Annotated in this window: 18 protein-coding genes; 7 read left to right on the top strand and 11 right to left on the bottom strand. The window is 43.5% G+C overall.

The genetic code is table 11. The annotated features are described in order from the left end of the window. Positions 1 to 216 precede the first annotated feature (216 nt). Positions 217 to 810, bottom strand: a complete 594-nt coding sequence (gene nfuA, locus ACMXYN_RS10000; RefSeq protein WP_415891044.1) for a Fe-S biogenesis protein NfuA — start codon at positions 808 to 810, stop codon at positions 217 to 219. Between the two features lie 241 nt (positions 811 to 1,051). Here nfuA and ACMXYN_RS10005 point away from each other — a divergent pair, with 241 nt between their 5' ends. Both ACMXYN_RS10005 and ACMXYN_RS10010 read left to right on the top strand, forming a co-directional pair. After that, entirely contained in the window at positions 1,052 to 2,380 is a 1,329-nt protein-coding gene (locus ACMXYN_RS10005) for an MATE family efflux transporter (protein ID WP_415891690.1), read from the top strand. Between the two features lie 78 nt (positions 2,381 to 2,458). Continuing rightward, entirely contained in the window at positions 2,459 to 3,637 is a 1,179-nt protein-coding gene (locus ACMXYN_RS10010) for a cation:proton antiporter (protein ID WP_415891691.1), read from the top strand. Between the two features lie 17 nt (positions 3,638 to 3,654). Here the strand turns inward: ACMXYN_RS10010 and ACMXYN_RS10015 are convergent, their stop codons facing one another. Further along, complete coding sequence (locus tag ACMXYN_RS10015) at positions 3,655 to 4,644, bottom strand: glycosyl transferase family protein (RefSeq protein WP_415891692.1); 990 nt, start codon at positions 4,642 to 4,644, stop codon at positions 3,655 to 3,657. 73 nt (positions 4,645 to 4,717) lie between these two features. On the opposite strand from ACMXYN_RS10015, the gene ACMXYN_RS10020 reads away from it, so the two are divergent. The 3 genes from ACMXYN_RS10020 to ACMXYN_RS10030 all read left to right on the top strand — a co-directional run bounded on the left by ACMXYN_RS10020 (position 4,718) and on the right by ACMXYN_RS10030 (position 7,557). Then, the gene (locus ACMXYN_RS10020; RefSeq protein WP_415891693.1) at positions 4,718 to 5,479 is read left to right on the top strand and encodes an adenosylcobinamide-GDP ribazoletransferase; all 762 of its coding nucleotides are present in this window, start codon (positions 4,718 to 4,720) and stop codon (positions 5,477 to 5,479) included. A gap of 102 nt (positions 5,480 to 5,581) precedes the next feature. After that, the gene (gene rlmD / locus ACMXYN_RS10025) at positions 5,582 to 6,940 is read left to right on the top strand and encodes a 23S rRNA (uracil(1939)-C(5))-methyltransferase RlmD (RefSeq protein ID WP_415891694.1); all 1,359 of its coding nucleotides are present in this window, start codon (positions 5,582 to 5,584) and stop codon (positions 6,938 to 6,940) included. After that, positions 6,937 to 7,557, top strand: a complete 621-nt coding sequence (locus tag ACMXYN_RS10030) for a pseudouridine synthase (protein WP_415891695.1) — start codon at positions 6,937 to 6,939, stop codon at positions 7,555 to 7,557. The genes rlmD and ACMXYN_RS10030 overlap by 4 nt, the downstream gene beginning before the upstream one ends. 12 nt (positions 7,558 to 7,569) lie before the next feature. Here the strand turns inward: ACMXYN_RS10030 and ACMXYN_RS10035 are convergent, their stop codons facing one another. From ACMXYN_RS10035 to dapA, 3 genes are all read right to left on the bottom strand, one after another. Beyond that, a complete protein-coding gene (locus ACMXYN_RS10035; protein ID WP_415891696.1) occupies positions 7,570 to 8,517 on the bottom strand; it encodes a D-2-hydroxyacid dehydrogenase in 948 nt (315 codons plus the stop codon). A gap of 88 nt (positions 8,518 to 8,605) precedes the next feature. Further along, positions 8,606 to 9,991, bottom strand: a complete 1,386-nt coding sequence (bamC, locus tag ACMXYN_RS10040) for an outer membrane protein assembly factor BamC (protein ID WP_415891697.1) — start codon at positions 9,989 to 9,991, stop codon at positions 8,606 to 8,608. Positions 9,992 to 10,003: 12 nt separating this feature from the next. Beyond that, positions 10,004 to 10,879, bottom strand: coding sequence for a 4-hydroxy-tetrahydrodipicolinate synthase (dapA, locus tag ACMXYN_RS10045; RefSeq protein ID WP_415891698.1), 876 nt, complete (start codon positions 10,877 to 10,879; stop codon positions 10,004 to 10,006). 300 nt (positions 10,880 to 11,179) lie between these two features. Here dapA and ACMXYN_RS10050 point away from each other — a divergent pair, with 300 nt between their 5' ends. Further along, positions 11,180 to 11,647 carry a peroxiredoxin gene (locus tag ACMXYN_RS10050; protein ID WP_415891699.1) on the top strand — a complete coding sequence of 156 codons (468 nt, stop codon included), beginning with the start codon at positions 11,180 to 11,182 and terminating at the stop codon, positions 11,645 to 11,647. Positions 11,648 to 11,677: 30 nt separating this feature from the next. Here ACMXYN_RS10050 and ACMXYN_RS10055 read toward each other — a convergent pair whose 3' ends face one another. Together ACMXYN_RS10055 and ACMXYN_RS10060 are read right to left on the bottom strand one after the other, a co-directional pair. Next, on the bottom strand, positions 11,678 to 12,760 hold the full coding sequence (locus ACMXYN_RS10055; protein WP_415891700.1) for an AI-2E family transporter: 1,083 nt from the start codon (positions 12,758 to 12,760) through the stop codon (positions 11,678 to 11,680). Between the two features lie 12 nt (positions 12,761 to 12,772). Then, positions 12,773 to 13,009, bottom strand: a complete 237-nt coding sequence (locus ACMXYN_RS10060; RefSeq protein ID WP_415891701.1) for a sulfurtransferase TusA family protein — start codon at positions 13,007 to 13,009, stop codon at positions 12,773 to 12,775. Positions 13,010 to 13,107: 98 nt separating this feature from the next. Here ACMXYN_RS10060 and ACMXYN_RS10065 point away from each other — a divergent pair, with 98 nt between their 5' ends. Continuing rightward, a complete protein-coding gene (locus ACMXYN_RS10065) occupies positions 13,108 to 14,544 on the top strand; it encodes a M48 family metalloprotease (RefSeq protein ID WP_415891702.1) in 1,437 nt (478 codons plus the stop codon). A 53-nt stretch (positions 14,545 to 14,597) separates the two neighbouring features. On the opposite strand, the gene ACMXYN_RS10070 is transcribed toward ACMXYN_RS10065, so the two are convergent. The 4 genes from ACMXYN_RS10070 to ACMXYN_RS10085 all read right to left on the bottom strand — a co-directional run bounded on the left by ACMXYN_RS10070 (position 14,598) and on the right by ACMXYN_RS10085 (position 26,334). Beyond that, the gene (locus tag ACMXYN_RS10070; protein WP_415891703.1) at positions 14,598 to 18,626 is read right to left on the bottom strand and encodes a calcium-binding protein; all 4,029 of its coding nucleotides are present in this window, start codon (positions 18,624 to 18,626) and stop codon (positions 14,598 to 14,600) included. Between the two features lie 22 nt (positions 18,627 to 18,648). After that, positions 18,649 to 20,091 (bottom strand): HlyD family type I secretion periplasmic adaptor subunit, encoded by a 1,443-nt coding sequence (locus tag ACMXYN_RS10075; RefSeq protein ID WP_415891704.1) that lies wholly within the window; start codon positions 20,089 to 20,091, stop codon positions 18,649 to 18,651. A gap of 148 nt (positions 20,092 to 20,239) precedes the next feature. Further along, complete coding sequence (locus ACMXYN_RS10080) at positions 20,240 to 22,447, bottom strand: type I secretion system permease/ATPase (protein WP_415891705.1); 2,208 nt, start codon at positions 22,445 to 22,447, stop codon at positions 20,240 to 20,242. A gap of 131 nt (positions 22,448 to 22,578) precedes the next feature. Then, complete coding sequence (locus tag ACMXYN_RS10085) at positions 22,579 to 26,334, bottom strand: calcium-binding protein (protein ID WP_415891706.1); 3,756 nt, start codon at positions 26,332 to 26,334, stop codon at positions 22,579 to 22,581. Positions 26,335 to 26,603 lie beyond the last annotated feature (269 nt).

The following is a 26,603-nucleotide window of genomic DNA, read 5'->3' on the forward strand; positions in this document are numbered from 1 at the left end:
GTCCGCGATGTACTGCGGAGAAATTCTAAAAAAGCGTGTCTTAGGGTTACATGGGGGTCAAAATTTCAAATGCAACCAATTAGATACAAAAAAACAACGCGTTGGGAATATATCGAGGTAAGAGAACCGGGATACTAAATTTTATAGCAGCATCCCTTTATGGAGACAATCAAAAAAGGGGAATAAATTCCCCTTTTTACTTTCAGATGCTCGAGCTTACTTGTAGTAGGCCTTATCAGTAACACTGTGGTCTGTGATATCACGTACTCCAACCAAGGTTTCGATACGTTCAACTAGTGTTTTTTCTACACCATCTTTTAATGTCATATCAACAGCGCTACAACCCTGACAACCGCCGCCAAATTGAAGCACTGCAATATTACCTTCCTCTTCTTCAACCACTTCCATCAGTTTTACTTCACCACCATGGGAAGCCAAACCCGGGTTTATTTCTGAATAGAGAATATAGTTAATCTGCTCTGAAATTGGGCTATCAGGTGAAACCTTAGGCACTTTCGCATTCGGCGCCTTGATCGTTAACTGCCCACCCATGCGATCTTTTGCAAAGTCCACATGTGCTTCATCTAGATAAGGAACACTGTTCTTTTCAATGTAGAAACGTAGCTGTGTCAGCTCCAGTATTTCATCATCTTCGATAACTTCATCTGGACGACAATAAGCTAGGCAAGTTTCTGCATAAGATGTACCTGGCTGTGTAACGAACATTCGTACAGCCATGCCCTCAACATCTTGTTTAGAAAGTAGCTCTTTTAGGTATTCTTCTGCCGTTTCTGTGACGGTGATATTCATACGGTGTCCTGTATGTTGAACCAATCAATTCTTAAGCTCTAGGATACACTCAAAGTAAATCCGAGTAAATTGCTCAACTATTAAACAATAGGTGAAAAATTCTATCGCAACATGGCACAACTCTGCCACCTTATTCAGCTCATCCATTAGATATAAGTCCTTAAAACTATTTTTCCATATAGGGAGAGACCTTATTGCATAGATAATCTGATAGAATTGCTTTTTTCCTATTTTGACCCCTATGAAATTCTTCAACCGACAAAAAATAATAATAGGTTTAGGGCTGCCGATTATCGCGGGAATGCTTTCCCAAAGCCTACTTAACCTTGTAGATGCCGTACTTGTCGGTCAGCTTGGCGAAGCATCTCTCGCCGGCGTAGGCATAGGGGGCTATGCTAATTTTGTGGCTATCAGCCTCATTCTTGGCCTGTCTTCTGGGGTACAGACGCTAGTAGCACGTCATCAAGGCGAAGGCCAGCACGATCATGCTGCCTCCCCTGTTCACTGGGGGCTCTTGATCTCACTTCTTTTCGCACTCCCTATCAGTTGTGTATTGATCTATTACTCAGGATCCATAGTCTCTCTGATGACTGATGACTCAGCAGTACAAGATATCTCTGAAGCCTATTTTGATTACAGAACTGCAGCCATGCTTGCTATTGGACTCAACCTCTCTTTCCGTGGTTGGTGGAACGGCACTAAGCGGCCTGCGACCTACTTTAAAGTTCTGATAGCCACTCATCTGCTTAACGTTATTATTAGTTACTGTTTAATCTTTGGTGAACTGGGCTTACCAAGACTTGGCGCACCAGGAGCAGGTTTAGGCACCGCTATAGCATTGTATATAGGCGCTCTATTAAACGCTGTAATGGTCTACAAGGACGCCAAACCTAATGGATTATTTAAATTCAGCACTCAGCAAGCATCCTCAATCTATAGAGTGATTAAGCTGGCGCTTCCTCATTCAATGCAGCAGTTTTTTTTAGCGTTGGCAATCTGCATTCTTATCTGGATCATTGGTCAGCTAGGCACCAGCGAACAAGCGATCGCACATGTACTGATTAATCTCTCACTCTTCTTAATCCTTCCTGCGGTTGGTTTTGGCGTTGCTTGTACCTCGCTTGTTAGCCATTCAATTGGTGAAGATAACTATCAAGAAGCAGCTCGCTGGGGATGGGATGTGATTATCACGGCGCTGGTTTGCATTAGCCTACTGAGCATTCCACTTGTGATCTTTCCTGAAGCAGTCCTTTCTGCGTTTTTACAATCAGAGCAACTGATAGATATCGCTGTACTTCCCTTACAACTATCTGCGCTAGCAATTTGCTTAGATGCAGCTGCGATTGTATTAACTCAAGCTCTACTTGGTGTAGGCGCGAATCGATCAGTTTTACTTATATCTACATTTGGTCAGTGGTGTTTCTTTTTACCTTTAGCATGGCTATTTGGGCCTATTTTAGGCTTCGGGCTATTAGGAATCTGGATAGTACAGATTGTTCATCGATTGCTTTCGTCAGCAATCTTTATCCGCATCTGGTCTCAACAGCATTGGCAAAAAGTCAAAATTTGACCTTCCAAACAGCTTGATTATTTGAACCGCGCTGTTTCATCTTGCTATAGTTTAAAAACCACTTTTAGGGATATGTAAATGGCTGATCAGTCACTGGTTTTTTCGTTCTTCTTAATTTTTACGGGTGCTGCCATTGTGGCGTCTTTGGCGCTCTACACTCGCCAGCCTTTACTCGTAGCCTATATCGTTTTGGGAGCCATTTTAGGCCCATACGGCATGAGCATGGTGACTGATACTAAACTGCTATCTGATATATCCCACGTCGGCATCATCTTCCTGCTATTTCTTCTTGGCCTAGACATGCAGCCCTCGCATCTATTGCAGATGTTGCGCAAAGCCACCTTGGTCGCCATAGGAAGCTCACTGATCTTCTTTGCGCTCGGCTACAGCGTCGGTTATGCCTTCGGTTACACACAAACAGAAAACCTAATCATCGGCACTGCTGTGATGTTTTCCAGTACGATCATCGGCATCAAGCTGTTACCCACAACAGTACTTCACCACCGCCATACCGGTGAACTGGTAGTAGGCCTTCTGCTCCTACAAGACGTTATTGCAATCATGGTCTTACTGTTTCTTTACAGTGGCACAAATGGCGGTACAAGTAGCGATACCATGGCTCAATTCGCTACGACGCTCGCGGCATTACCACTGTTGATCATTGGGGCCTTTGTGTTTGTAAAATATGTGCTGCTAAAGCTGATCCAGAAATTTGATCGCTTTCATGAATATATCTTCCTTCTTGCGATCGGCTGGTGTCTTGGCTTAGCTGAGATGGCACATTTGGCAGGTCTATCTGCAGAGATAGGCGCTTTTGTAGCTGGCGTATCCATCGCCACCAGCCCAATTGCTCAATACATCGCTACAAGCCTAAAGCCACTACGTGACTTTTTCTTGATCCTATTCTTCTTCTCAATTGGAGCAAGCTTTAATCTAACCTTAGTTAGCACGATTGCGATTCCAGCAATTATTCTGGCAATATTGGTCCTTGCGATAAAGCCAGTGGTATTCCGCTTTTTACTAAGCCGTATTAGTGAATCGAAGCAACTTGGCTGGGAAGTAGGTTTTCGATTGGGCCAGATAAGTGAGTTTTCGCTGTTGATAGCTTATATAGCGGCGGGAAGTATGATGATCGGAGAAGAAGCCTCTCATGTTATTCAGGCAACTGCGATCTTAACCTTCTTGTTATCCAGTTATGTGGTGATCTTCAACTTTCCATCACCAATCGCAGTTTCAGATAAGCTTCGCCGAGATTAACCGGCGAAGCTACTCGTTCAAGCAAATTGAGAGATTTTCCGGCTCTGCCAAAGTTGCTCTGCTTTTTCCAGTAGCTCAGGCATCTCTGCTGACTCGCCTAACAACCTCAAAACTACAGCCATAGTTGAGATGATCGCCTTATAGCCGTATTCATGTTCACCTACGCCTTTCCAAACATCCAATAAGGTTTGCGCAGGAAGCTCTGCCTCCTTCACAAAGCGTTTTTCAACGATACGAGGCCAGTCGTATTCCGTTAACTCACCGCTTTCTGACCACTGTAATAAACACTCTGTGTCTGGTCTAATCTCGGCCTCACCACCATCACCACGCATAGTGACGTTGCGCTTTACACCTAAAAGCTGAGCAGTTTTCTGATGCATAGGGCCATAAGCTGGATGAAAGACACCATCAATGCTTGCTGGCGCATCAGCAGGATTAAGCATACGGCATAAGGTATGAACCGGCGAACGAAGACCAAGAATTGGGCGCAGCTGAATAATTTCCCCTAGCGGAGGACAAAACTGATCTATAGACATATACGCAAAGTTAACTCGGTCTAATTCAGCCTCGGTCTCAGACCAATCCTGACAGGACTTTAAGTTAAATAAACTCAGCATATCTTCTACATAGATACGCCCCGGCGTGTGACCCTTTGAACCATGCATAAAAACACGATAGCCATGGCTCGCTAGACATAGAGCAACCAGTAGATACCAAGTGTGGCGTCTTTTTTTACCCGCATAAGTCGACCAATCAAGATCTACTTGTATTTCACGACCAACCGAATATCGACTGCGCACGGCATCAGCAAACCCCGCAAGCTCCTCTGGCGCCTCTTCCTTTACTCGCAGCAACATCAAAAAGGCTCCGAGCTGTTCAGGCGTAACCTCTCCATCCAGAATCATGGCCATTGCAGCTTCAGCTTCTTCGCGGCTAAGCGATCTAGTACCATTTTTACCTTTGCCCAAAATGCGCACAAAGGGAGCAAATTTGTGTTCTTCGATCATCAGTCGTTTAAACCTTGTCCTTAGTGAAAGGAATTACTAAAGTAGGGACTCTTTTTCTCAGGCCCCAAGTTTAATGAAATCTTACCCCGAGCAGCTACATCTTTTTTTTAATGCCCTAACTTATTTTACACGATTCACCTCTCCATCCTGGGTGCATTACACCAAAGAAACACAAGCAAAATCGACTAAGTACTTGCCATGGGTAGGCCTTTTAATTGGGTTTTACGCCGCTCTGATCTATTGGCTTTCTAGTTTTATTTTCACAGATAGCATAGCTGTAATTCTATCGATGTTATCCAGTATCTGGATGACTGGAGCACTCCATGAAGATGGCTTAGCGGATTGCTGTGACGGCTTTGGCGGAGGCTGGGATAAAGAACAGATCCTTCGCATCATGAAAGACTCTAGGGTTGGCAGCTACGGTGTTATTGGCCTGATCGTTGTCTTATTACTTAAATTCAACGCTCTACTAGAAGTTCAACATACCATTGCCATTATTGTATTAGGCCACTGTCTCAGTCGTTTATTCCCGCTAATCATCATCTATCGTGAAAAGTACGTTAGTAATGAAGAGACCAGCAAATCCAAACAGATGCTAAGCCCCTTGAGTAAGATGGATCTGCTTATTGCCACCCTGCCAGTTGCCGCATGTTTTATCTTTTTACCCCTCAGCTATCTTAGCGTTATAGTCCCAACTTTTATCGCTACCGCTTGTATGATCCATTTCTTCAAACATTGGATCGACGGCTATAATGGTGATTGCTTAGGCTGCTGTCAGCAAGTCAATGAATTATTGATCTATCTCTGGCTGTGTATACCGATCTTTCTTATCTGACTAATATCGATCAACACAGGTGCCAGATCACTTTCCTACAAGTCATAGGACGTGCAGGTCGCTTTCTGATAGAATCGCCGCCTTCTTAAGCCGGTACTCATCATGAAACGTAAACAAAGCCTTTTTGCCAAACCAATTCCTCAGAAAAAGAAGCCTAAGGCAGCCACGCCTTATCCAGATACTCTGAAAATTGAAGGACTAAGCCATGAAGGCCGAGGTATCGCCAAACATGATGGTAAAACTATATTTGTAGCTGGCGCGCTTCCAAATGAAGAAGTTGAATACGAGATTACCAGCAAACATCGCCGCTACGATGAAGCTAACTGCACTCAAGTGCTAACTGAATCGTCACAACGCACGTCGCCAAAGTGCGAGCATTTCGGTACTTGCGGTGGTTGCGACCTGCAACATTTAGCGCACGAGCACCAAATCCCAACCAAACAAACATTGGTTTTAGATCAACTCAGTCGATTAGGTAAATTTGCGCCTGAACAAGTTGAAGCACCCATTACAAGCACAGAATGGAACTATCGCCGTAGCTGCCGAATAGGCATCAACCAGATGATGCGAGATGGCAGTGCACTAGTTGGCTTTAGACGCCGCGGCAGTAGCAAGCTAACCCAAATAAATCACTGCCCTGTCCTCGCGGAACCCCTAGATAAGATCTTGTCGGCGCTACCACAAGTACTGGAAGCAGAAGAACAGTTTAAAGAGATCACACATGGCGAATTAACCCTAGGGGACAACCAAGGAGCATTAACACTTCGCGTTAAAAAACGCCCTAGCGATGCACTTTGCCGAGCATTAAACAATCTAGCTGAACAACAGAATTTTAAGCTCTATTTTGATCACGGCGATAAGATAGAAGCCTATTCTGATAAGGCAGTTTTAAGCTATAAACATCAGCCAACCGCTACAAACATTGAATTTGAGCCAGGCGACTTTATTCAGGTGAATAACCAAGTTAACCAACAGATGATAGATCGCGCGATCTCTTGGCTTAACTTAGAAGCTAACGATCGAGTATTAGATCTATTTTGTGGCATCGGCAATTTCAGTCTCCCGTTAGCGAAAACAGCAGCGCATGTTGTTGGTATTGAAGGTGTTGAAGATATGGTTGCCCGCGCTAATACCAATGCAGCAAATAATGATCTAGACAACTGTGAATTTTACCGTGCTGATCTAAGCAAAGATCTACGCGCTATGCCTTGGTATAAACAAGGCTTCAATAAAATCCTACTAGATCCTCCAAGAACGGGCGCTTTAGAGATAATTAAACAGCTCAAGAATCACCAGCCTGAAATGATTCTGTATGTATCTTGTAACCCTGCCGCCCTATCGAGAGATGGAGCCGAATTGATTGAACAAGGTTATGTAGCTAGCCGCTTCTGTGTCATGGATATGTTCCCTCACACTTCCCATGTTGAATCCATGGTCTTATTCGAACGGAAAACAGCGTGATTGAAATCATTTATAGCGATGACTCACTCGTCATCGCTAATAAACCTTATGACATGCTATCTGTTCCCGGTCGCGGGGAAGATAAACAAGATTGTTTATGGCGCAGAGTACAAGAACAATTCCCCACAGCACGGGTCGTTCACCGCTTAGATTACGCAACATCTGGCTTGATGGTGCTAGCCCTCACCCTTGAAGCGCAAAGACATCTAAGTCGTAGCTTTCAAGATAGACTGACCAACAAACGATACCAAGCGATTATCTGCGGAGAGCCAAGCGAAACATCGGGTGAAATAAAGCTACCGCTACGATGCGATTGGGAGAATCGTCCGTTACAGATCGTAGATTTTGAGCAAGGCAAAAGCGCTCACACTGAGTGGGAACAACTTTCGAAAGAGTCACTTGGTACAAGAGTCGCGCTAAAACCAATCACAGGTCGCTCACATCAACTTAGAGTACATATGCAAGCCATGGGGCATCCGATCGTTGGCGATCGTTTCTACGCGACCGAAGAAGGCATTGCCGCTTCAGAGCGTCTACTTCTTCATGCAGAGTACTTAGCCTTCCCTCACCCAGATAGTGATGAGCAGGTCGAATTTTTCGCACCTTGCCCATTCTAAGTGTCTCAAGATTTAAACAGGATTGGTGAGTTCACCTCGTAAGAACGCCTGAATATTATCTGCTGTTTGCTGAATAATACGGGTACGAGCTTCTAGTGTTCCCCAAGCGATATGCGGCGTCACCAACAGATTAGGAATAGAAGGATCTAACAGAGGATTTCCATCTATTGGTGGCTCGACAGTTAGAACATCAGTCGCAGCACCCGCAATATCAGCAGACTTTAACGCATCCACAAGATCTTGTTCATTTACAATTCCACCACGAGCAGCATTAACTAAAAAAGCAGTGTTTTTCATCTGTTTGAAGGTGGATCGATCAAATAAGTTTTCCGTATCATCTGTTAATGGACAATGAAGGCTGATCACATCAGATGTCTCAATCAACTCACCCAAACTCACCCTATCCGGATCTTGCAGATTACCGCTCAAGCTTTGCGCCACAATCACCTTCATTCCAAAAGCAGACGCTACACTCGCTACGCCCTGCCCTAGGTTTCCGTAACCAATAATACCTAGCGTCTTACCTTCAAGTTCCACAATCGGGTAATCCAGAAAACAGAATTGATCAGAACATTGCCACTGACCTTGCTTCACATCATTAGCGTAAGAAACCAAATTAGTATGCAAGGCTAAAATCATTGACCATACATGCTGCACAACAGAGCTTACCCCATAGGCAACACAGTTTGATACTGGAATATCTCGCTCAGCGGCAGCGACTTTATCAACCACATTAGTTCCGGTTGCAAGCACACAGATATATTTAAGCTGCTCAGCGGCATCCATTACATCAGCCGTAATCGCAGTTTTGTTAGTAATCAGAATATCCGCATTTTTAACTCGCTCAAGCACATGATCTGGTCGTGTCAATTCGTAACTGACCAATTCTGATACTCTCTGTTCGATAGGAGAAAGATCTATCGCTTCCAACCCTTTTAAATCCAAAATTACAGCACGCATGAATCTTTCCTATTGATATAAAAATAACCACAAAAAAAGGGCCTTACGGCCCTTCTTTATAAGACGATATTGTTCGCAACATCATCTTTTATGCTTTAGGTAAATTCTCTTTAATTTCCCAAAGAATCTCTTCAGCCACAATTGCTGGAGCCGATAGACCTTCAGACGTTAACACACTCAAGAATACACCTGCACGTGTACGAATTAGTTTTAACTGATACTGGCCCGTATGTTCGAATTTACCAGTAGATTCATTGAATATACCGGAGTTATCACCACCAAACACATAGATTGGTTTACCAGCAAACCAGATCTTGTAGCCTTCCTTGTTACCTTCATCTTCTGGACCGGTCAAAGAATCTTTAACTTCGCCATCTTTTACACCTTGAAGGTAAGCAGCAGTTTTGCCTGTTGTATAGCTGATACCACCTTCTTCTTCACCCTCTAAGCCCAAAGCAGCTGTAATGGAGCTTGTATCAAGTTTAATATCACCTCGATCAGAGTGCAGCCATTCAAAGAAGCCTTGTTCTTCAACATTCTCGAAAGGCGTAGAGGTGGTGTAGGTCATGTAGAAGTAACCTGTATCCGCATCACGGGTACCCACATCCATATCTGCTTTATCTAGTGCAGTGCTGATTTGATCCCAAGCTGTAGCAGAATCTGCACTCATTTTCAGAACTGGATTGCCACGGGAATCACGACCAAGCTGTGTGCCTACACGGCGCTTTTCATTAAATGCGATAAGCGTTTGGGCATTTCGCTGACCCGATGCTTTACCAAGGTAACGCAGCATCTCGAACATCATATCCGATTTGAAAGTTACACCTTGCGCTTGATTAGCCCAATCGATACTTGCCACATCTTCATCTGCTGAAAAACGAACATGATCCATAGAGATCGCTGTACGAGAAGGATCATCAACAGCAGGCTTTAAACTAATTCTTAGTTTGTCCTTAGTAGGGCCGGGAATATCTTGGAAAGTCAGGCGCTTAACCCAAGTATCGACAAAGCTGAATTCTTTAGCATCATGATGGATCCACTGAGTTTCCATTTGACCCTGACGAGGATCAGACTTAGCGATATCTATACCATTAAACTGCCAGAACTCTTGCAGCTTAACCCATACGCTGGTGATACCTTCGTCAACAATGATCAGCTTCTCACCATCTTCACGCTTTAGGTTAACAGATTCACTGCCCGCTTCAGCGTAAAAGAACTCCGGACGAGGAACTTCAAAGCCCCCCGTACGCGCTGTCGCAACGTTACTAATTTCTGGAATAGTCAATGTATCTGCTGTCTGCTTCGCTTTAAGGTGCGCAGGCAATTCTAAGCGCTGACCCGTTTGCGCCAATTCATAATCCTGACTACGATCACGCACAATGCCACTTTCACCGTAGATAGGGTTATCATCCAACATACTGCAGCCAGAAAGCAGCGCTCCAGTAACCACTGATACAGATACAATTTTCTTCATGAATATAGTCGCTTAGATAATGTTAGTGCTACGCATCGCTTCACGAACAGTGTCGTGACACTCATCTGCCAATACAGTTAGTGGCAAACGAATACCAAGGCCCATGTAGCCCATTTCAGCTAACGCCCATTTCACAGGGATTGGGTTCGCTTCAACAAACAGTTTTTCGTGAAGTGGCATTAGGCTGTTATTTAGCGTACGCGCTTCTTCAGCTTTACCAGACATCGCCAAAGCGCACATTTTAGCCATCTCAGCAGGCGCAACGTTTGCAGTTACAGAGATGTTCCCTTTACCACCCTCAAGCATTAGCTCTACTGCAGTAGCATCATCACCAGAGTACACAGCAAAGTCCTCTGGCGCTTTAGAAATTAGATCGATACCGCGAGGCACGTCACCGGTTGCTTCTTTAACACCCACAATATTGCTGATCTCAGCTAGACGAAGCACAGTTTCAGTCTGCATATCACAAGCAGTACGACCTGGTACGTTGTAAAGGATCTGTGGGATATCTACTGCTTCAGCAATAGCTTTGTAATGCTGGTACAAACCTTCTTGAGTTGGCTTGTTGTAGTAAGGAGTCACAAGCAAACACGCATCTGCGCCCGCGTTTTTAGCTTCAGCAGTAAGCTCGATAGCTTCGGAAGTTGAGTTTGCACCTGTACCTGCAATCACTGGGATGCGGCCTGCAACACGATCAACTACACGTTTAATCACTTGGCAATGCTCATCGCAGTTTAGTGTAGCGGACTCACCAGTAGTGCCCACAGCGACGATGGAATCAGTGCCCTTATCCAGATGCCAATCTACCAGTTTGTCTAGGGAATCCCAATCGACGTCTCCGTTAGAAAGCATAGGGGTAACAAGAGCAACAATGCTGCCAGTAATCATTTTTTTCTCCATGAGATTTATATCAGGTTTTGCAAAGGACAAAACTACTCTGCCCTAGTGCGTATTACAACCTTAAAACTTGACTAATCGACCCTAGGCGGCTGAAAAGATTCAATTTTTCCTTGGGCCAATCCAAATAGAGGGCTAAGAAGGAATATTTCCACTTTCACTTACAATAGATTGCCAATTACTCGTGAAATAGATCTCTTATAATCTAAACCATATCTGGTATCGTATTAAGAGACGTATTCTATACGATTTTATACTTTGTTGAGTAGCCATCATCACTAAGGATTTACTATGAGCAACGTTGCTATTGATCAAAAAGTCCCATCTTTTACCGCTCAAGCCACTAGCGAGCAGACTGTTGAACTGGATGCACTGAAGGGCAAAAACATTGTTATCTATTTTTACCCTAAAGACAGCACACCTGGCTGCACAACCGAAGGTCAGAATTTCCGCGACGCTATCGATCAGTTTGAAGCAGCAAATACTGTGATTTTCGGTGTTTCTCGTGACGGAATGCGTGCTCATGAAAACTTCAAAGTAAAACAAGAATTTCCGTTCGAGCTAATCAGCGACCCAGATGAAGAATTGTGCAAGCTGTTTGATGTAATCAAGCTGAAAAAGAACTATGGTCGCGAGTACATGGGTATCGACCGCTCTACGTTCTTGATTGATGCTGAAGGCGTATTACGACAGGAGTGGCGCACAGTAAAAGTTAAAGGTCATGTCGACGAAGTACTCGCTGCGGCTCAAGCACTATAAATCAGAATATCAGATAAAAAAAAGCGGTGTTTAAACACCGCTTTCTTCTAACTCGATTGGATGCTGCTTCGCTTTAGGCCAAGAACTCAAAATAGCCTTGATCAAAGTTGCTAGCGGAATCGCAAAGAACAATCCCCAGAACCCCCAAAGCCCACCAAACACCAACACCGCTACGATAATCGCAACCGGATGCAGGTTTACAGCTTCCGAGAACAACAATGGTACAAGTGCGTTACCATCCAGCGCCTGGATAATGCCGTATGCCACCATCAGGGTCATAAACTCACTACTCCAGCCCCACTGGAAGAAAGCAATCAACGCCACTGGAATCGTTACCAGTGCTGCACCAATATATGGGATCAATACAGATAATCCGACCAAAATCCCCAATAGCGCCGCATAGTTAATACCCAAGAAAATAAAGGTAATGTAGGTCACCGTACCCACTACGATGATCTCAATAGCCTTACCACGAATATAGTTGGCAATCTGATCATCCATCTCAGTCCAAACGCTGGTCATCATATCGCGCTTTTCTGGCAAAAATGATACCCACCACTTAGTCATGACCGCCCCATCCTTTAGGAAGAAGAAAACTAAAATAGGCACCAATACCAGATATATCAGTAATGCCATCACCCCAGTAATCGAGTTCAAAGAGAACGTCACCACCAACTGCCCCATCTGCGATAGCTCAGCTGCAGCTAGATCGATCAGTTCTAGAATACGAGCCTCAGATATAAACTCTGGGTATTTTTGCGGCAGCAGCAGCAATACTGACTGGATTTCCGATAAAATGCCGGGGAGCTCATTAAACAGATTGACCGCCTGACGCCATGCCAGCGGCATAACAATTAAGAACAGCGCTGCCAAACCACCGACAAAAGCCAAAAATACCAGTATGACCGAAAGTAGGTGCGGAACATTCAACTGCTTTAAGCGATTAACCCCACCCTGCATCAAAAATGCTAGGATAATACCCGCAAAAACCGGCGCCAAAGCCTGACCTAAAGTCAGGATCACCAGCAATGCAGCTCCTAACAAAACAAAGAGCAGCAATGCCTCTTCGTCAGAAAAGTAGCGCTCTATCCATTTACTAAATATCTTGCGCATAAGAAACTCTGCTTAGCCTCGACGAATCAGATAAACATAAGGTTCCTGATCAGTGAACGATTCCAACAATTCATGGTCAGACTGATCGGCATAGGCTTTAAAATCTCTGATAGAACCACTATCAGTAGCGATAACTTTTAACACCTTACCCGCTTCCAATTTATTAAGCGCTTGTTTAGCTTTCAGGAGCGGCAAAGGACAATTTAATCCAGACGCGTCTAATGTCTCGTCGAACGAATGTGTAGTCATTAACTTTTCTTAACGTAATTTTTGTTGTCGTTATCAATTAAGTTCAGCACTATATACCATTCTTGTTTGTATTAGCACGGGCTTTTTCGGATACCAGTATGCACAATGGACTTATTGCTTTCCTCTTAACATTCTTGTTAAGCGCTTCACCTTTAAGCCTGAAAGCAGATACCCAACTACCCGATATCGGTGGCAGTGGTTACAGCATTATCTCTCAGCAACAAGAATACCTTTTGGGTCGCGCTTGGGTGCGTATGCTTCGCGGCAGCTCGCGCTTATATAAAGATGCAGTTGTAAGCCAATATGTCGAAGAACTCACTTGGAATTTAGTCACATATAGCCAACTAACGGATCGGCGCTTAGAAATTTTGGTCCTCGACAATCCAACTGTAAACGCCTTTGCAGCGCCCGGTGGCATTATTGGCGTTCATACTGGCCTACTCATTACAGCCCAAAATGAAGCACAGCTAGCCTCCGTATTAGCACACGAGTTAGCTCATTTAAGCCAACGCCACTTTGCTTCACAATTAGAAGAACAGCGACGAAACAGACCATTTCTAATAGCCAGCATGCTAGGCAGTATCCTATTAGGAGCAGCAGACCCTGAAGCAGGCATTGTTGGCATACAATCGTCCATGGCTGCATCAGCCTCTTCCCGCCTTTCATTCAGTCGACAGAATGAACGTGAAGCTGATTACATCGGCATGCAAACCCTGACTCAAGCAGGTTACGATCCAAAATCTATGGCCGACATGTTCCGCCAGTTGCAGCAACAAGCACGTTTTAGCCGCATTCCGCCTGAGTTTCTGCTAACACACCCAGTCACCCAATCACGTGTTTCAGATGCACTAAATCGCGCTGAAACAATCAACGTGATTAATGCGAAAGAAAATAGCATCCATTTTAATATCGCCAGCGCACGTATTCGTACCGGATACGCTAAAGATCAAAAACAACTGTTAGAAAAGTACCTAAATACGCAAAAACAGCAGGACAACGACAGCTTAAGATACGCTATTGCTCACACTGCAATAGCAGTTAAAGACTTTGAACTCGCGCAAATGAATATCAACCGCTTTAGCAAAAGCTTTAAAAATCGCCTAAGTGCTCGTTTAATCAAAGCAGAGCTGGAACTAGGAAAAGAAAACTACCCTGAAGCGGCGAAGCAACTACGACACCTAAGAAACCTTTTCCCTGGCAGCCAAGCGGTATCTTTTATTTACGCCGATACACAAATAAAACTAAACCAGCCACACCTTGCAGTACAAGCTTATGAAGATTTGGTCGAGAAAGACCCAAATGACAGCCGAGCTTGGTACCTGCTGGCAGAAGCCTACGGGTTAGCCGGCGATATTGTCGGCGTGCACGAAGCCCGTGTTGAATACTTTCTGCTAACTGCCAATGTGGATAGAGCCTTAAGGCAGATCGATTATGCACTAAGAGAACCGACCATTAGCAGTACCGAACGGGCAAGATTAGAGCAAAGACAGGAAGATGCGAAAGAGATTAGAGAATCATTGAAGTTGGATTATTAAAAATGAAAAACGGGACTGATGAATCCCGTTTTTTGATATAGCTCATTTAGCAATTAGCTAACAGGCTGCCAACTAGACGCCAATACCGGTTGTAACTGATCCTTAACATCTTGAGGAATCTCTTCACCAGCGCCACCTGGTGCATCAAATGCCGCCATGGCTTGAACTAGGGCATCCACTTTTGAGTGATCCAACACATTCCCTGATGCTTTGATCTGTTCAACCTCATAGCTACTGCTAGAGTACCAACTCTGTATTTTCACCTGATCAGTCGAAGAGTTGAAATCAATCACCAAATCATTCCCAGAACGACTAAACCAAAGATCGTCATAAGAGATTGATTCTCCCAACACTAGTTGATCGTTTGAACTACTGGAACTCTCTTTGATCGTATCCTGACCATCACCTTGATTGAAGTAATAGATATCATTACCACTACCGCCTTCCAGACGGTCATTGCCTAAACCGCCGGTAATTCGGTCATTACCAGATCCACCCTTAAGTGTATCATTCCCTTCATGACCATAAATATAATCATTGCCAGAGCTCCCTTGAACAACATCATTACCGCCGTAGCCATAAATGTAATCCCTTACAGTCGAGCCTGTTAGCGTTTCGTCATCCTCAGTACCGTACACATTTTGAGCTTCACGATACATTTCATCGTGAGTAAGCGCCGATCCATCAGCAAAATTAACTTCCTCTATTCGGTAGGAGCCGCTGGTAGAAATGAATGCGCTATCCAGTATCAAACTGTCTACTGTTACACCCTCAGAATCCGTCAACGACAACACAATATCGCTGCCAGACCTCGTAATCGTTACATCCTCTAGCAGAATACCTTCTCCAAAAACGATCTTATCTGTACCTGAAGCGGAACTATCTTTAATCCTATCTAGACCATCACCACGGTTGAAGTAATAGATATCACTACCTTTGCCTCCTATCAAATAATCATTCCCTACGCCACCATAAATGCGATCCGAACCACTTCCACCTTTCAGCGTGTCATCACCGGCATATCCAAAGAGATAATCAGTTTTATCTGAACCGACGAGAACATCATTACCCACTGATCCAAACATGTTCTGAGCTTCTCGGAACATTTCTGCATGCTCTAATAAAGTACCGTCAGAGAAAAGAACTTGCTCTATACGGCTGGCCCCACTACTAGATACAAACTGGTAATTCAGGGTAATTTTATCATCTGCCAAACCGTCAGGATCAGCAATGTTCAAAACAATATCGTAACCAGAACGCGTAATACTGACATGCTCTCTTAGTATCCCTTCCCCCAACACAATTTTATCTGTACCTGAAGTAGCGTTATCTATAATCACATCTTGACCATCACCACGATTGAAGTAATAGATATCACTACCTTTACCTCCTTCCAAATGGTCATTACCTACACCGCCATAAATGCGATCCGAACCACTACCACCTTTCAGCGTGTCATCACCGGCGTATCCAAACAGGTAATCGGTTTTATCTGAACCAACTAGGCGATCACTAGCTTCTGTACCATAAATGTTCTGAGCTTCTCGGAACATTTCTGCATGCTCTAATAAGGTACCGTCTGAGAAAATAACTTGCTCTATACGGCTAGCCCCACTACTAGATACAAACTGATAATTCAGGGTAATTTGATCATCTGCCAAACCGTCAGGGTCAGCAATTTTCAAAACGATATCGTAACCAGAACGCGTAATACTGACATGCTCTCTAAGTATGCCTTCCCCCAACACAATTTTATCTGTATCTGAAGTAGCGTTATCTATAATCACATCTTGACCATCACCACGATTGAAGTAATAGATATCACTACCTTTACCTCCTTCCAAATGGTCATTACCTACACCACCATAAATGCGATCCGAACCACTACCACCTTTCAGCGTGTCATCACCGGCGTATCCAAACAGGTAATCGGTTTTATCTGAACCAACTAGGCGATCACTAGTTTCTGTACCATAAATATTCTGAGCTTCTCGGAACATTTCTGCATGCTCTAATAAAGTACCGTCAGAGAAAAGAACTTGCTCTATACGGCAGGCCCCACTATTAGATACAAACTGGTAATTCAGGGTAATTTTATCATCTGCCAAACCGTCAGGATCAGCAATGTTCAAAACAATATCGTAACCAGAACGCGTAATACTGACATGCTCTCTTAGTATCCCTTCCCCCAACACAATTTTATCTGTACCTGAAGTAGCGTTATCTATAATCACATCTTGACCATCACCACGATTGAAGTAATAGATATCACTACCTTTACCTCCTTCCAAATGGTCATTACCTACACCACCCCTTATCCTATCTGCTCCGTCCCCCCCATTAATAAAATCATCACCCTCGTAGCCTCTAATTCCATCGCTATGTAATGAACCAAACAGAGAATCACTGCCAGTAGTACCGAGCAAGAATGATTGAGGGATATAGTCACCTAATACTAGATCGGTTTTAATTTGATCAATACTATTAGAAAGGGTTGTGGAATAAGTAGCAATGCCCTTTAATGCTTGAATCGAACTATGAACATATGCACTATTTTTCCCCTTATCCTGTTCTATTAAAAACGTTTTATACTCAGTTAGATCCGGCTTAAATGTTAAGGTTTCAACATCAAAGTCCACCCCGATTTTGTCAAAAGCCTCTGAATACACCACCTGACTGACAATTTGTGAGAAAACGTAGCTTTTAAAACGATCATATTCAGCAGTTAAAACACCTGCTGCATACGGCCCTTGTACGTAATTAGCACCTGCATTATTTATGTACTTTCGACCAACCAATGCTTCTAACGCAGCAACTTGTCGGCCATCCATATAAACATCGCCAAATTCATCGTAGCTGTTAGGGTCTACCTCAGATACACCTGTCCATTGATATATAATTTGATCCATAGCTGCTTCACGTGCTTCGCTTGTAGGTAAAGCAACAAAATCTGCAATCAAAGATTTAAGAACATCATCACGCGCCATCGCTTGCTGAAGGCTGTGAACATTGCCGAAGGCTTGAGCATTTGGAAGGGCGAGAATTTCATCAGAAAGAGGAAGAAGATCAACTTCCTCTGTATGCGTTAAGTTAACGCCAAACCATACATCGGCTGTTGCAATTGAACTACCGTCTGTAGCTGTTGCTGTACTGGTTTGCTCAATGGTATTACCCTTACCATCATCAATATTGGTATTTGTATAGCCAGTATTAAGCGATTCTATACCCGCTTCTTCAAGCGTTATCAATTCACCAACTTGAGTGATGCCATCGCTATTATAATCTCGCCACAATTTAATATCGGCTGCTGTAACTTCTGACTGATCAACAACACCATCGGCGTTAAGATCTAATTCTTGTAATGCCTCATATCCATTTGCTGCTTTTTGGCCATTTTCCAACAGGGTATTATTGCCAAAAAGTTCTTTACCAGAATCAATTACCCCATCCTGATTAAGGTCACGAACAAGCAACGCATCATCACTAGCAATCCAACCAGTACGTTCAGCAAAACCATTATCATCTAAATCAAAGTTGATATTTTCAGTTTGAGATAATGTTTCTATTTGACCATCTCGGTCTAAATCGATGGCTATTGGCGATTCTTTTGCTTTAGCATCACCAAAAGAACCTGAGGGATCTAAATTACTATTCAGATTCACCCATTCTGGAAACGTAAGCGCAGATTGATTATTAGCAGTCTGTTGATTTACGTACGTATAGTAATCAAGACGAGTCTGGCCATCTAAGTAAATACCAATTCCTTTGGTTCTAATTTGTTCAAATACTGCTTCAGCTCCTTCCTCAGCAGTAATTTTTTTAGTGAAGAGTTTCTTATTTCCAATTTTTAAACTTATATCTAATGAGTGATGATATGTGCCATCTTCATTGAAATTTTTTGTTAACTGGACAGTGAGAATACCAGCAGAAACCCCTACCCCTTGGGAAGTAATCCTATTATTTTCAGGATCATAATTCAGGCTAGCCGCCCCCAAAGAAATACGAACATTATTTTTAGTTACTTTAACTTTAGCCTTACCACTTGAAGCAGAAATGCCACCAGCTTGGATTGATACAGACATTTAAAATTCCCTTTTTTAGATATTATCGTTCAACTAAACTTTCATCCTTATATCTCAGCAAAGGTGCCAAAATATATTCAATCAAATAACGCTTACCGATTTTAATCTCTGCACTTACTCCCATCCCCGGCACTAATTCAACATTTCGACCATCAACATTTAAACTGTTCTTTGCTAACAAAACCTTAGCTTTATATATAAGCCCTCTTTGCTCATCGACTGTGGCATCGGTAGAGATTGTTTCTACACGACCATCAATTACGCCGTATTTTGTAAATGGGAAAGTGTGAACTTTTACTTCTGCGACTTGATCGGTATAGACAAAACCTATGTCCTTATTCTCTAACCAAGCTTCTACTTCTAGTTGTTGGTTTTCCGGTACTATTTTCATTAGCGGCTGAGCTTCGGTCACAACTCCGCCAATAGTATGGATAGCTAGTTCTTGCACAATGCCATCGACCGGAGATGTAAGAATCTGCTTCTTATTCAAATCCCTTGCTTTATTTAACTCTTCTTGGAGGGTTAGATATTCACGGTCGGTTTGTAGAAGTTCTTGTAGGTTGTCACTTCGGTAGCGCGCAATTAAACCTTTGCGCTGTTGTTTTAGCTCGTCTATCTGGGCTAAAAGCTGTTGGTTACGCGCTCTAGCACCGATTAGGTCTTGCTGTTGTTCTACTCGCTGCTGCTCAAGTTCTAAATACTGAACCTTAGCCACCATCTTCTTTTGCATCATCTTTTTAAGTGCAGATACACGCTGACTTATTAGCGGTAGCGTGCCTTTAAGCTTGTTAATCAGCGCAAAGTTAACTTGCTGCTCAGCTTTTTTATCAATTAGGAGCTGATCGATACGCGCTTGTTCTGCACGATAGTTTTCTTGCTGCTGAATTAGTAATAACGCTTGCTGCTGCTGTTGGTATTCGGGTGCTTCAGGCCATGATTTAACTTCAACAGATAGATGATTAGGCGTGTGTGCGAGTTGCTCTGACTGAGTGGAGTTTTGCGCTGCAGCGAAGGCTTGATCCAAATAGGTTTTGAAGTAAGTTAAACGCTGATGATTAAGACGGTTTTGAATAATCTCTTGCTCAAAACGCTTTTGGTTTGCACTGGTTTGCCCTCGGTCCAATTCGATCAGCGCTTGACCGGCTTTAACGATTTGGCCGTCTTTTACTAGTATCTTTGATACAACTCCGCGTTCATACGGCTGAATCTGTTTAACTTGGCCTGAAGGAATGATTTTCCCTTCTGCTGTCGCAACAATATCGACCTCACCTAGACAAGCCCAAACAAGACCAATTGTGAACAGTGCGAGCAGAACCCATGCGGTCACTCGACTTGCTGGGTGAGGTGGTTTCTCTTTGATCTCAAGCGCAGCTGGCAGAAAAGCTAGTTCCTGACGGGCTAGATCGTTATCGCCCATAGTAGAACGCTCTTCCCAGCGTTGTTTTAGTGAATTTATCCATTTCATGCTGTTAATTCCCTAATACAGCGTTAATCCGTTTTATCAGCCTTTTGTTCAAGGCTTTAAGAAGCCTAAAGCTTTCTCTTTACTATCTAGGTATAGATTCCAGCCTTCGCTGGAATGGCAGTGTTTAAGGCATTACATTCTAGATGATCTAAGTACTTTCAACCGGCCTTAAAGGCTTACCTATACCACTCTGCATACTATGTAGCTGATGGTAATACCCTTGTTGTTGAATCAAGGCGTCATGGTTACCACTCTCTACGATACGGCCTTTATCCATCACGATAATGCGATCACATTGACGTACCGTACTAAGGCGGTGTGCGATGATAAAGACTGTACGGTTTTGACAGATTGAAGCCATATTGTGCTGGATGATCCGTTCTGATTCGTAATCCAACGCACTGGTTGCTTCATCAAAAATAAGGATACGGGGATTAGTAATCAGCGCTCGAGCTATGGCGATACGTTGGCGCTGACCACCCGATAGATTGCAGCCATGCTCCCCCACAGAGTTATCGTAGCCTTCAGGTAGCTCTAAGATAAACTCATGGGCACCCGCCAACTTAGCCGCTTGCACAACTGCCTCCATTGGCAGCCCCGGGTTAGCTAAGGCAATGTTTTCACGCACACTGCGGTTGAACAGGAAGTTCTCTTGAAGAACCACACCGATATTGCGACGCAGCCAAGCAGTATCGACCATCGCTAGATCAACACCATCAATCATCACACGACCGCCTTCGGGTACATACATACGCTGTATTAACTTAGTGAGGGTACTTTTTCCTGATCCCGAACGGCCGACAATACCTATCACCTCACCCGGTTTAACCTGTAGCGAGATATCATTCAGTATGCGCGGCCCATCTGGACGGTAACGGAAGTTTATATGCTCGAAATTCACCTTACCTTGTAGTTGCGGCAATGTACTGCGGTTAGGGTTATACCCCGGCTCCGTTGGTGTATTAAGAATATCCCCCAAGCGCTTAACCGAAATACCCGCTTGCTGGAAATCCTGCCAGAGCTGGACAAGCTTAAGAATTGGGCCAGAAACGCGCCCGGCTATCATATTAAAGGCCACAAGCTGACCAACGGTAAGGTGACCATCAATTACTAAATGCGCACCGTACCAGATGATCAGAACGGTAGTGACTTTACTGATAAACCCGGCGATTTGATTGGCAATGTTATTGAGGTTTTGGGTACGAAAAGAGGCAGTCACATATTTAGAGAGCTGGTCTTCCCATTTACGCTGCATTTGTGGTTCAACCGACATCGCTTTAAGCGTTTCCACACCGGTGACAGACTCGACCAGAAAGGCCTGATTCTCCGCGCCATGTTTAAACTTCTCATCCAAGCGGTGGCGTAGTATCGGTGTGATAAATATAGAAAGTGCTATATAGAATGGGATGGTAAGTAAAACAATAATGGTTAAGGTAGGGCTGTAAAACCACATCACTGCAAAAAACACGATGGTAAAGAACAGATCAATAACCAGCGTTAATGCAGTACCGGTAATAAAGTTACGGATCGTATCCAGCTCACGCACACGCGCCACACTTTGACCGACCTGCCGTGATTCAAAATAGGACAGCGGTAAAGAGACGAGATGGTTGAATAAGCGCGCTCCAAGCTCCACATCCACTCGGTTAGTAGTATGAGCAAATACGTAATTACGTAAACCACCCAAAATCGCATCAAACACGGCTATGGCGACAAACCCAAAAGCTAATACATCAAGCGTGGTGAAGCCTCGATGTACTAGCACTTTATCCATTACCACCTGAAATAGGAGCGGCGTAGCTAGAGCAAATAGCTGTAGGAAGAAGGAGATAATAAAAACTTCAGCAAAGAACTTTTTATATTTTAATAACGCCGGAATAAACCACTTAATATCAAACTCTTTAAAACTGGTAAGCAGTCCTTCCCGCTTACTAATCAGGATAACCTCACCATTCCAGATTTCGTTGAGTTGATCCTCAGTCAACGAGTCCGGTTGATTTTTGTCCGCGAATAGGACTAGTGCTTTACCCTGTCCCGTTTGAGCCTGATCAACCTCATTACCACTTAACTCGGAGGCTTGCGCAACCTTTGCTAAAACAAAATATTGTCCATCTTTGCCTTGTAAAATGGCAGGCAAAACCGCGTTATTGAGTTTATTAAATGTGAGTTGTGACTGGCGGGTTTTAAACCCTAGCGATTTTGCAGCGCGGAGAATTTCAGTACTACCAAAATGTTCGCCGGGTACAGCAAATTGATGCTGAATCTGAGGCTCTTCAGCGGGTAATTGGTGAAAACGAGCAATGGTAATTAGCGAACGTAGACCTGTGTCTACTACAGACTCTGCCTGTGTATCCATACTGGCGACAACTTATCCTTGTTGATTTAAGTCAGGAGGGTAAACAATCACTCATAAAAACACAATGTTTCTATATAGCTAATCAATGTTTAAAAGGGGCTAAATAGCCCCCTTACATCATTAAAAAAACCTCAACTAATTGGCTGCCAACTGGCTGCTAAAACAGGTTGCAATTGATCTTTAACCTCTTGAAGAATTATCTCTCCAGCATGAACAGGCGCATCAAATACAGCCATGGCCTGTACTAACGCATCAATTTTGGAATAATCCAACACACTATCAGCCACTTTAAATTGCTCCACCTGGTGGTCCCGACCTACGTACCAATTTTCAATATTTATCTGATCAGAAACCCCTGAGAAGTCTATCTGTAAGTTATCTTCAACTCGACTAAACCAGATATTTTCAGTAAGGAGATCATCACTAAATATTATCTGGTCATTCCAGCTATCAACTGTTTCCCTAACTGTATCTTGGCCATCACCCGTATTGAAATAGTAGGTATCACTTCCAATCCCTCCTTCCAAAACATCATTACCCATACCTCCAGTTAGGAAGTCAGTACCCTCTTGGCCCATTAAAAGGTCATCCCCTGTGTTGCCAAATAGGTAGTCCGCCCCCCAAGAGCCAATCAGGGTATCGTCTTCTGAACCACCATTAAGAGTGTGAGCTTCCCGGACAAGATCATCATGCGTTAATTGAGAACCATCAGAAAACTCAACTATTTCAATTCGATACGCTGGGCTTGTTGATAATAGAGCACTCTCAATAATGATGCGGTCAGAGGCTTGCCCATGAGGATCTGCAATCTCTAAAACTAAGTCCACCCCAGAGTGAGTTACTTCTAGATGCTCTTTAGTGATGCCTTCTCCGAAGATAATTTTATCCGTTCCAATATCCGACTTATCCCACACTACATCCCAGCCATCACCGCGATTGAAAAGATAGGTGTCACTGCCTTCCCCACCTTCCAATAGGTCATTGCCTTTACCACCTACTAGAACGTCCTCTCCTTTCTTACCCTGTAGCGCATCATTACCCTCATAACCGAAGATATGATCTCCTAAAATGGAACCGGTTAAACTGTCGTTTCCATCGGTCCCGTGCATATTCAAAGCTTCGCTGAATATTTGATGGCTTGTGAATTTTGTTCCATCGGCAAAATATGCTTCAAAATTCAACTTCCCTGCATTTCCATAAGAGAAGATTCCTTCGAGCGTAACACTATCCGAGGAGTCATTTTCCACATCATTCACGCTCATCACTATATCGTAGCCAGTACGAGCAATAGTAACGTGATCAGGGTTGATCCCTTCCCCAAAAATCAACTTATCAATACCATGTTGATAGAGATCTAGAATGACATCATTGCCAAATCCTTTTTCGAAGTAATAAGAGTCTCCCCCAGTGCCACCTTCCAAGCGGTCATTACCCTCTCCTCCAGTTAGATGATCTGCTTTGGAATCACCAATCAAGGTGTCATCTCCGGCATACCCAAACATATAGTCTTCTAGAATTGAGCCAACTATATGATCATCACCATCTGTACCAAATTTGTTTTGAGCTTCACGGAACATTTCATCATGATCCATCACCGTGCCATCAAAAAACTTCACGGCCTCGATCCGATCCCTAGGGCTAAATGATGTAAAAGCTGATGCAAGGGCAATACGATCCTTAGCCACACCGTCAGGATCAACAATATCTAAAAAGATATCAAACGAGTTATTCGTGATCGTTACATGCTCCCGTAGGATGCCTTCGCCGAGTACCAATGTATCTCCATCCGAAGAAGATACTTCTCTGATTATGTCGTAACCATCCCCTCTATTGAAATAATAGGTGTCATTACCATCACCACCGTCTAATCGATCATCACCTTTACCTCCAGCCAGATGATCTGCACCACCATTACCTTCAAGATGGTCATCTCCAACCGCACCAAACATATAATCCCTGATGTGAGATCCGATCAGATGATCATCAGCATCCGTGCCATACACATTTTTAGCTTCACGAAAAATATCGTTGTGAGTGACTTCAGTGCCATCAAAGAATTGCACCGATAAATTTAAAAAACTGTCACTATTTGGTAGGAACGCATTTTCCAAGGTGATTTGGTCGGTAGCCACACCTTCAGGATCTGAAATATCTAAGATAATATTAAATTCATTTCGTGAAACAGTAACATGCTCCAATAAGATGCCTTCGCCAAAAACAATTCTATCTTCACCAGTGCTTGAAGTTTCTACGATTACATCAAATCCATCACCTCGATTGAAATAATAGGTATCACTACCATCACCACCTTCCAATCGATCATCTCCCCGCCCGCCAGAAAGATGATCCGCACCACTTTCGCCTTTTAAAAGGTCACTGCCTTCATATCCAAACAGATAATCCCTAGAGGAGTCACCAGTCAGGCTATCATCTAACTCTGTACCGTAGATATTTTTGATTTCACCGTAATCTTCAAATGAGAGTTCCGAACCATCTGAAAAGATTATTGTTTCAAGACGATTAGCGGTATTCGTCGAAAGATAAGCATTTTCAATTGTGACACTATCGCCCTCACCTTCAGGATTCAAAAATGCTAAAACCATATCATTACCATCACGAGCAATGATTAGCTGCTCTCTCAAAATTCCCGCTCCCAGAATCAATTTATCAACTCCCGAAGCTGAATTATCTGAAATCACATCATGACCATCACCACGTTTGAAATAATAAGTATCGCCGCCTTCTCCGCCTTCTAAGCGATCATTACCTTTCCCTCCAGTGATATGGTCATGCCCCCCACCACCTACTAACGTATCATTTCCGTTATATCCGTAAATATAATCTCTGACAGAAGACCCCTTCAAAAAATCATCTGCCGAGGATCCATGTATTTCTCGGGCAGCCCTAAATATTTCGTCATGAGTGATTTGAGTTCCATCCGAAAACTCTAAAATTTCAATACGGTTTGAATTATCTGTTGAAACAAATGCCCCTTCGATCGTAATACGATCATTTTCAATACCCTCAGGATCAGAGATAGTTAAAACAATATCATCACCTGAACGCTCGACTTTAACCTGATCTAATAGAATACCTTCACCCAGAATCAGCTTATCGGCCCCGATGGTAGAAACATCTGCAATCACATCCTGGCCGTCTCCACGATTGAAAAAATAGGTGTCAGCATCCCCACCCCCTTCAAGACGATCATTTCCTATCCCTCCAGTCAGTTGATCTGAACCTCGATCACCCACTAAAAGGTCATCCCCCTCATAACCAAAGATATAATCGTCTTGTGAAGTGCCCATTAAAGAATCATCGGCCTCAGTGCCAGTAACCTTTTGCGCTTCTCGATACATCTCTTCGTGAGTAAGGGTTGTTCCATCTGCAAACAGCACCGTCTCAATTCGGTAGCTAGTCGTCGATGAGTAAAATGCAGCTGATAGAGTAATACGATCTGTTTCAATTCCTGAGGGATCGATGATATTCAATACGATGTCATTTTCTGAGCTTGTTACCTCAACATGCTCACGTAAAATACCTTCACCAAATACTAATTTATCCGATCCACTAGGGAAGACATCACTAATGGTATCCATGCCATCACCGCGATTAAAATAGTAAGTATCACTACCTGCACCACCTTTTAGATAATCATCTCCCTTGCCACCCGTTATATGATCATCCCCCTCCCCTCCATCGAGAAAGTCAGCACCGCCATAACCCCAAATTGCATCTGACGCCTCACTTCCTTTTAGGGCGTCATTATCCTCAGTGCCATAAATATATTGCGTGTCAGGGAACAGGGAATCATCAATATTGGCTGTTTCAACCACACTGACGAGCTGATTAGTTTCTTCAATATTTTTAGAGTCGTGATTATTCATAATGTCCCTTTAACAAGTGGTGCAACTAAGAAATTCAGACTTATTTGGGAACTTAAAATCGCAATTACAGCTAAGCTAGCAACAGAAAATCACAAGCTTGATTCACTCTTGAGAGAAGCGGTTTAGGCCCAATAAGACTGAGTAACGCAAATTAAGGCGACAGAACAACATGATAGGAAGGAAAAGCGCTCCAGATCTCCATGAGCAACAACCAACATTCCGTGTCAATTTGCAGATAGGCCTCTTACTTTAAGACAAATAGGCGCCGA

It is taken from the genome of Neptuniibacter sp. PT8_73 (genome assembly GCF_047778045.1).
In the GTDB taxonomy this organism is placed as follows: Bacteria; Pseudomonadota; Gammaproteobacteria; order Pseudomonadales; family Balneatricaceae; genus Neptuniibacter.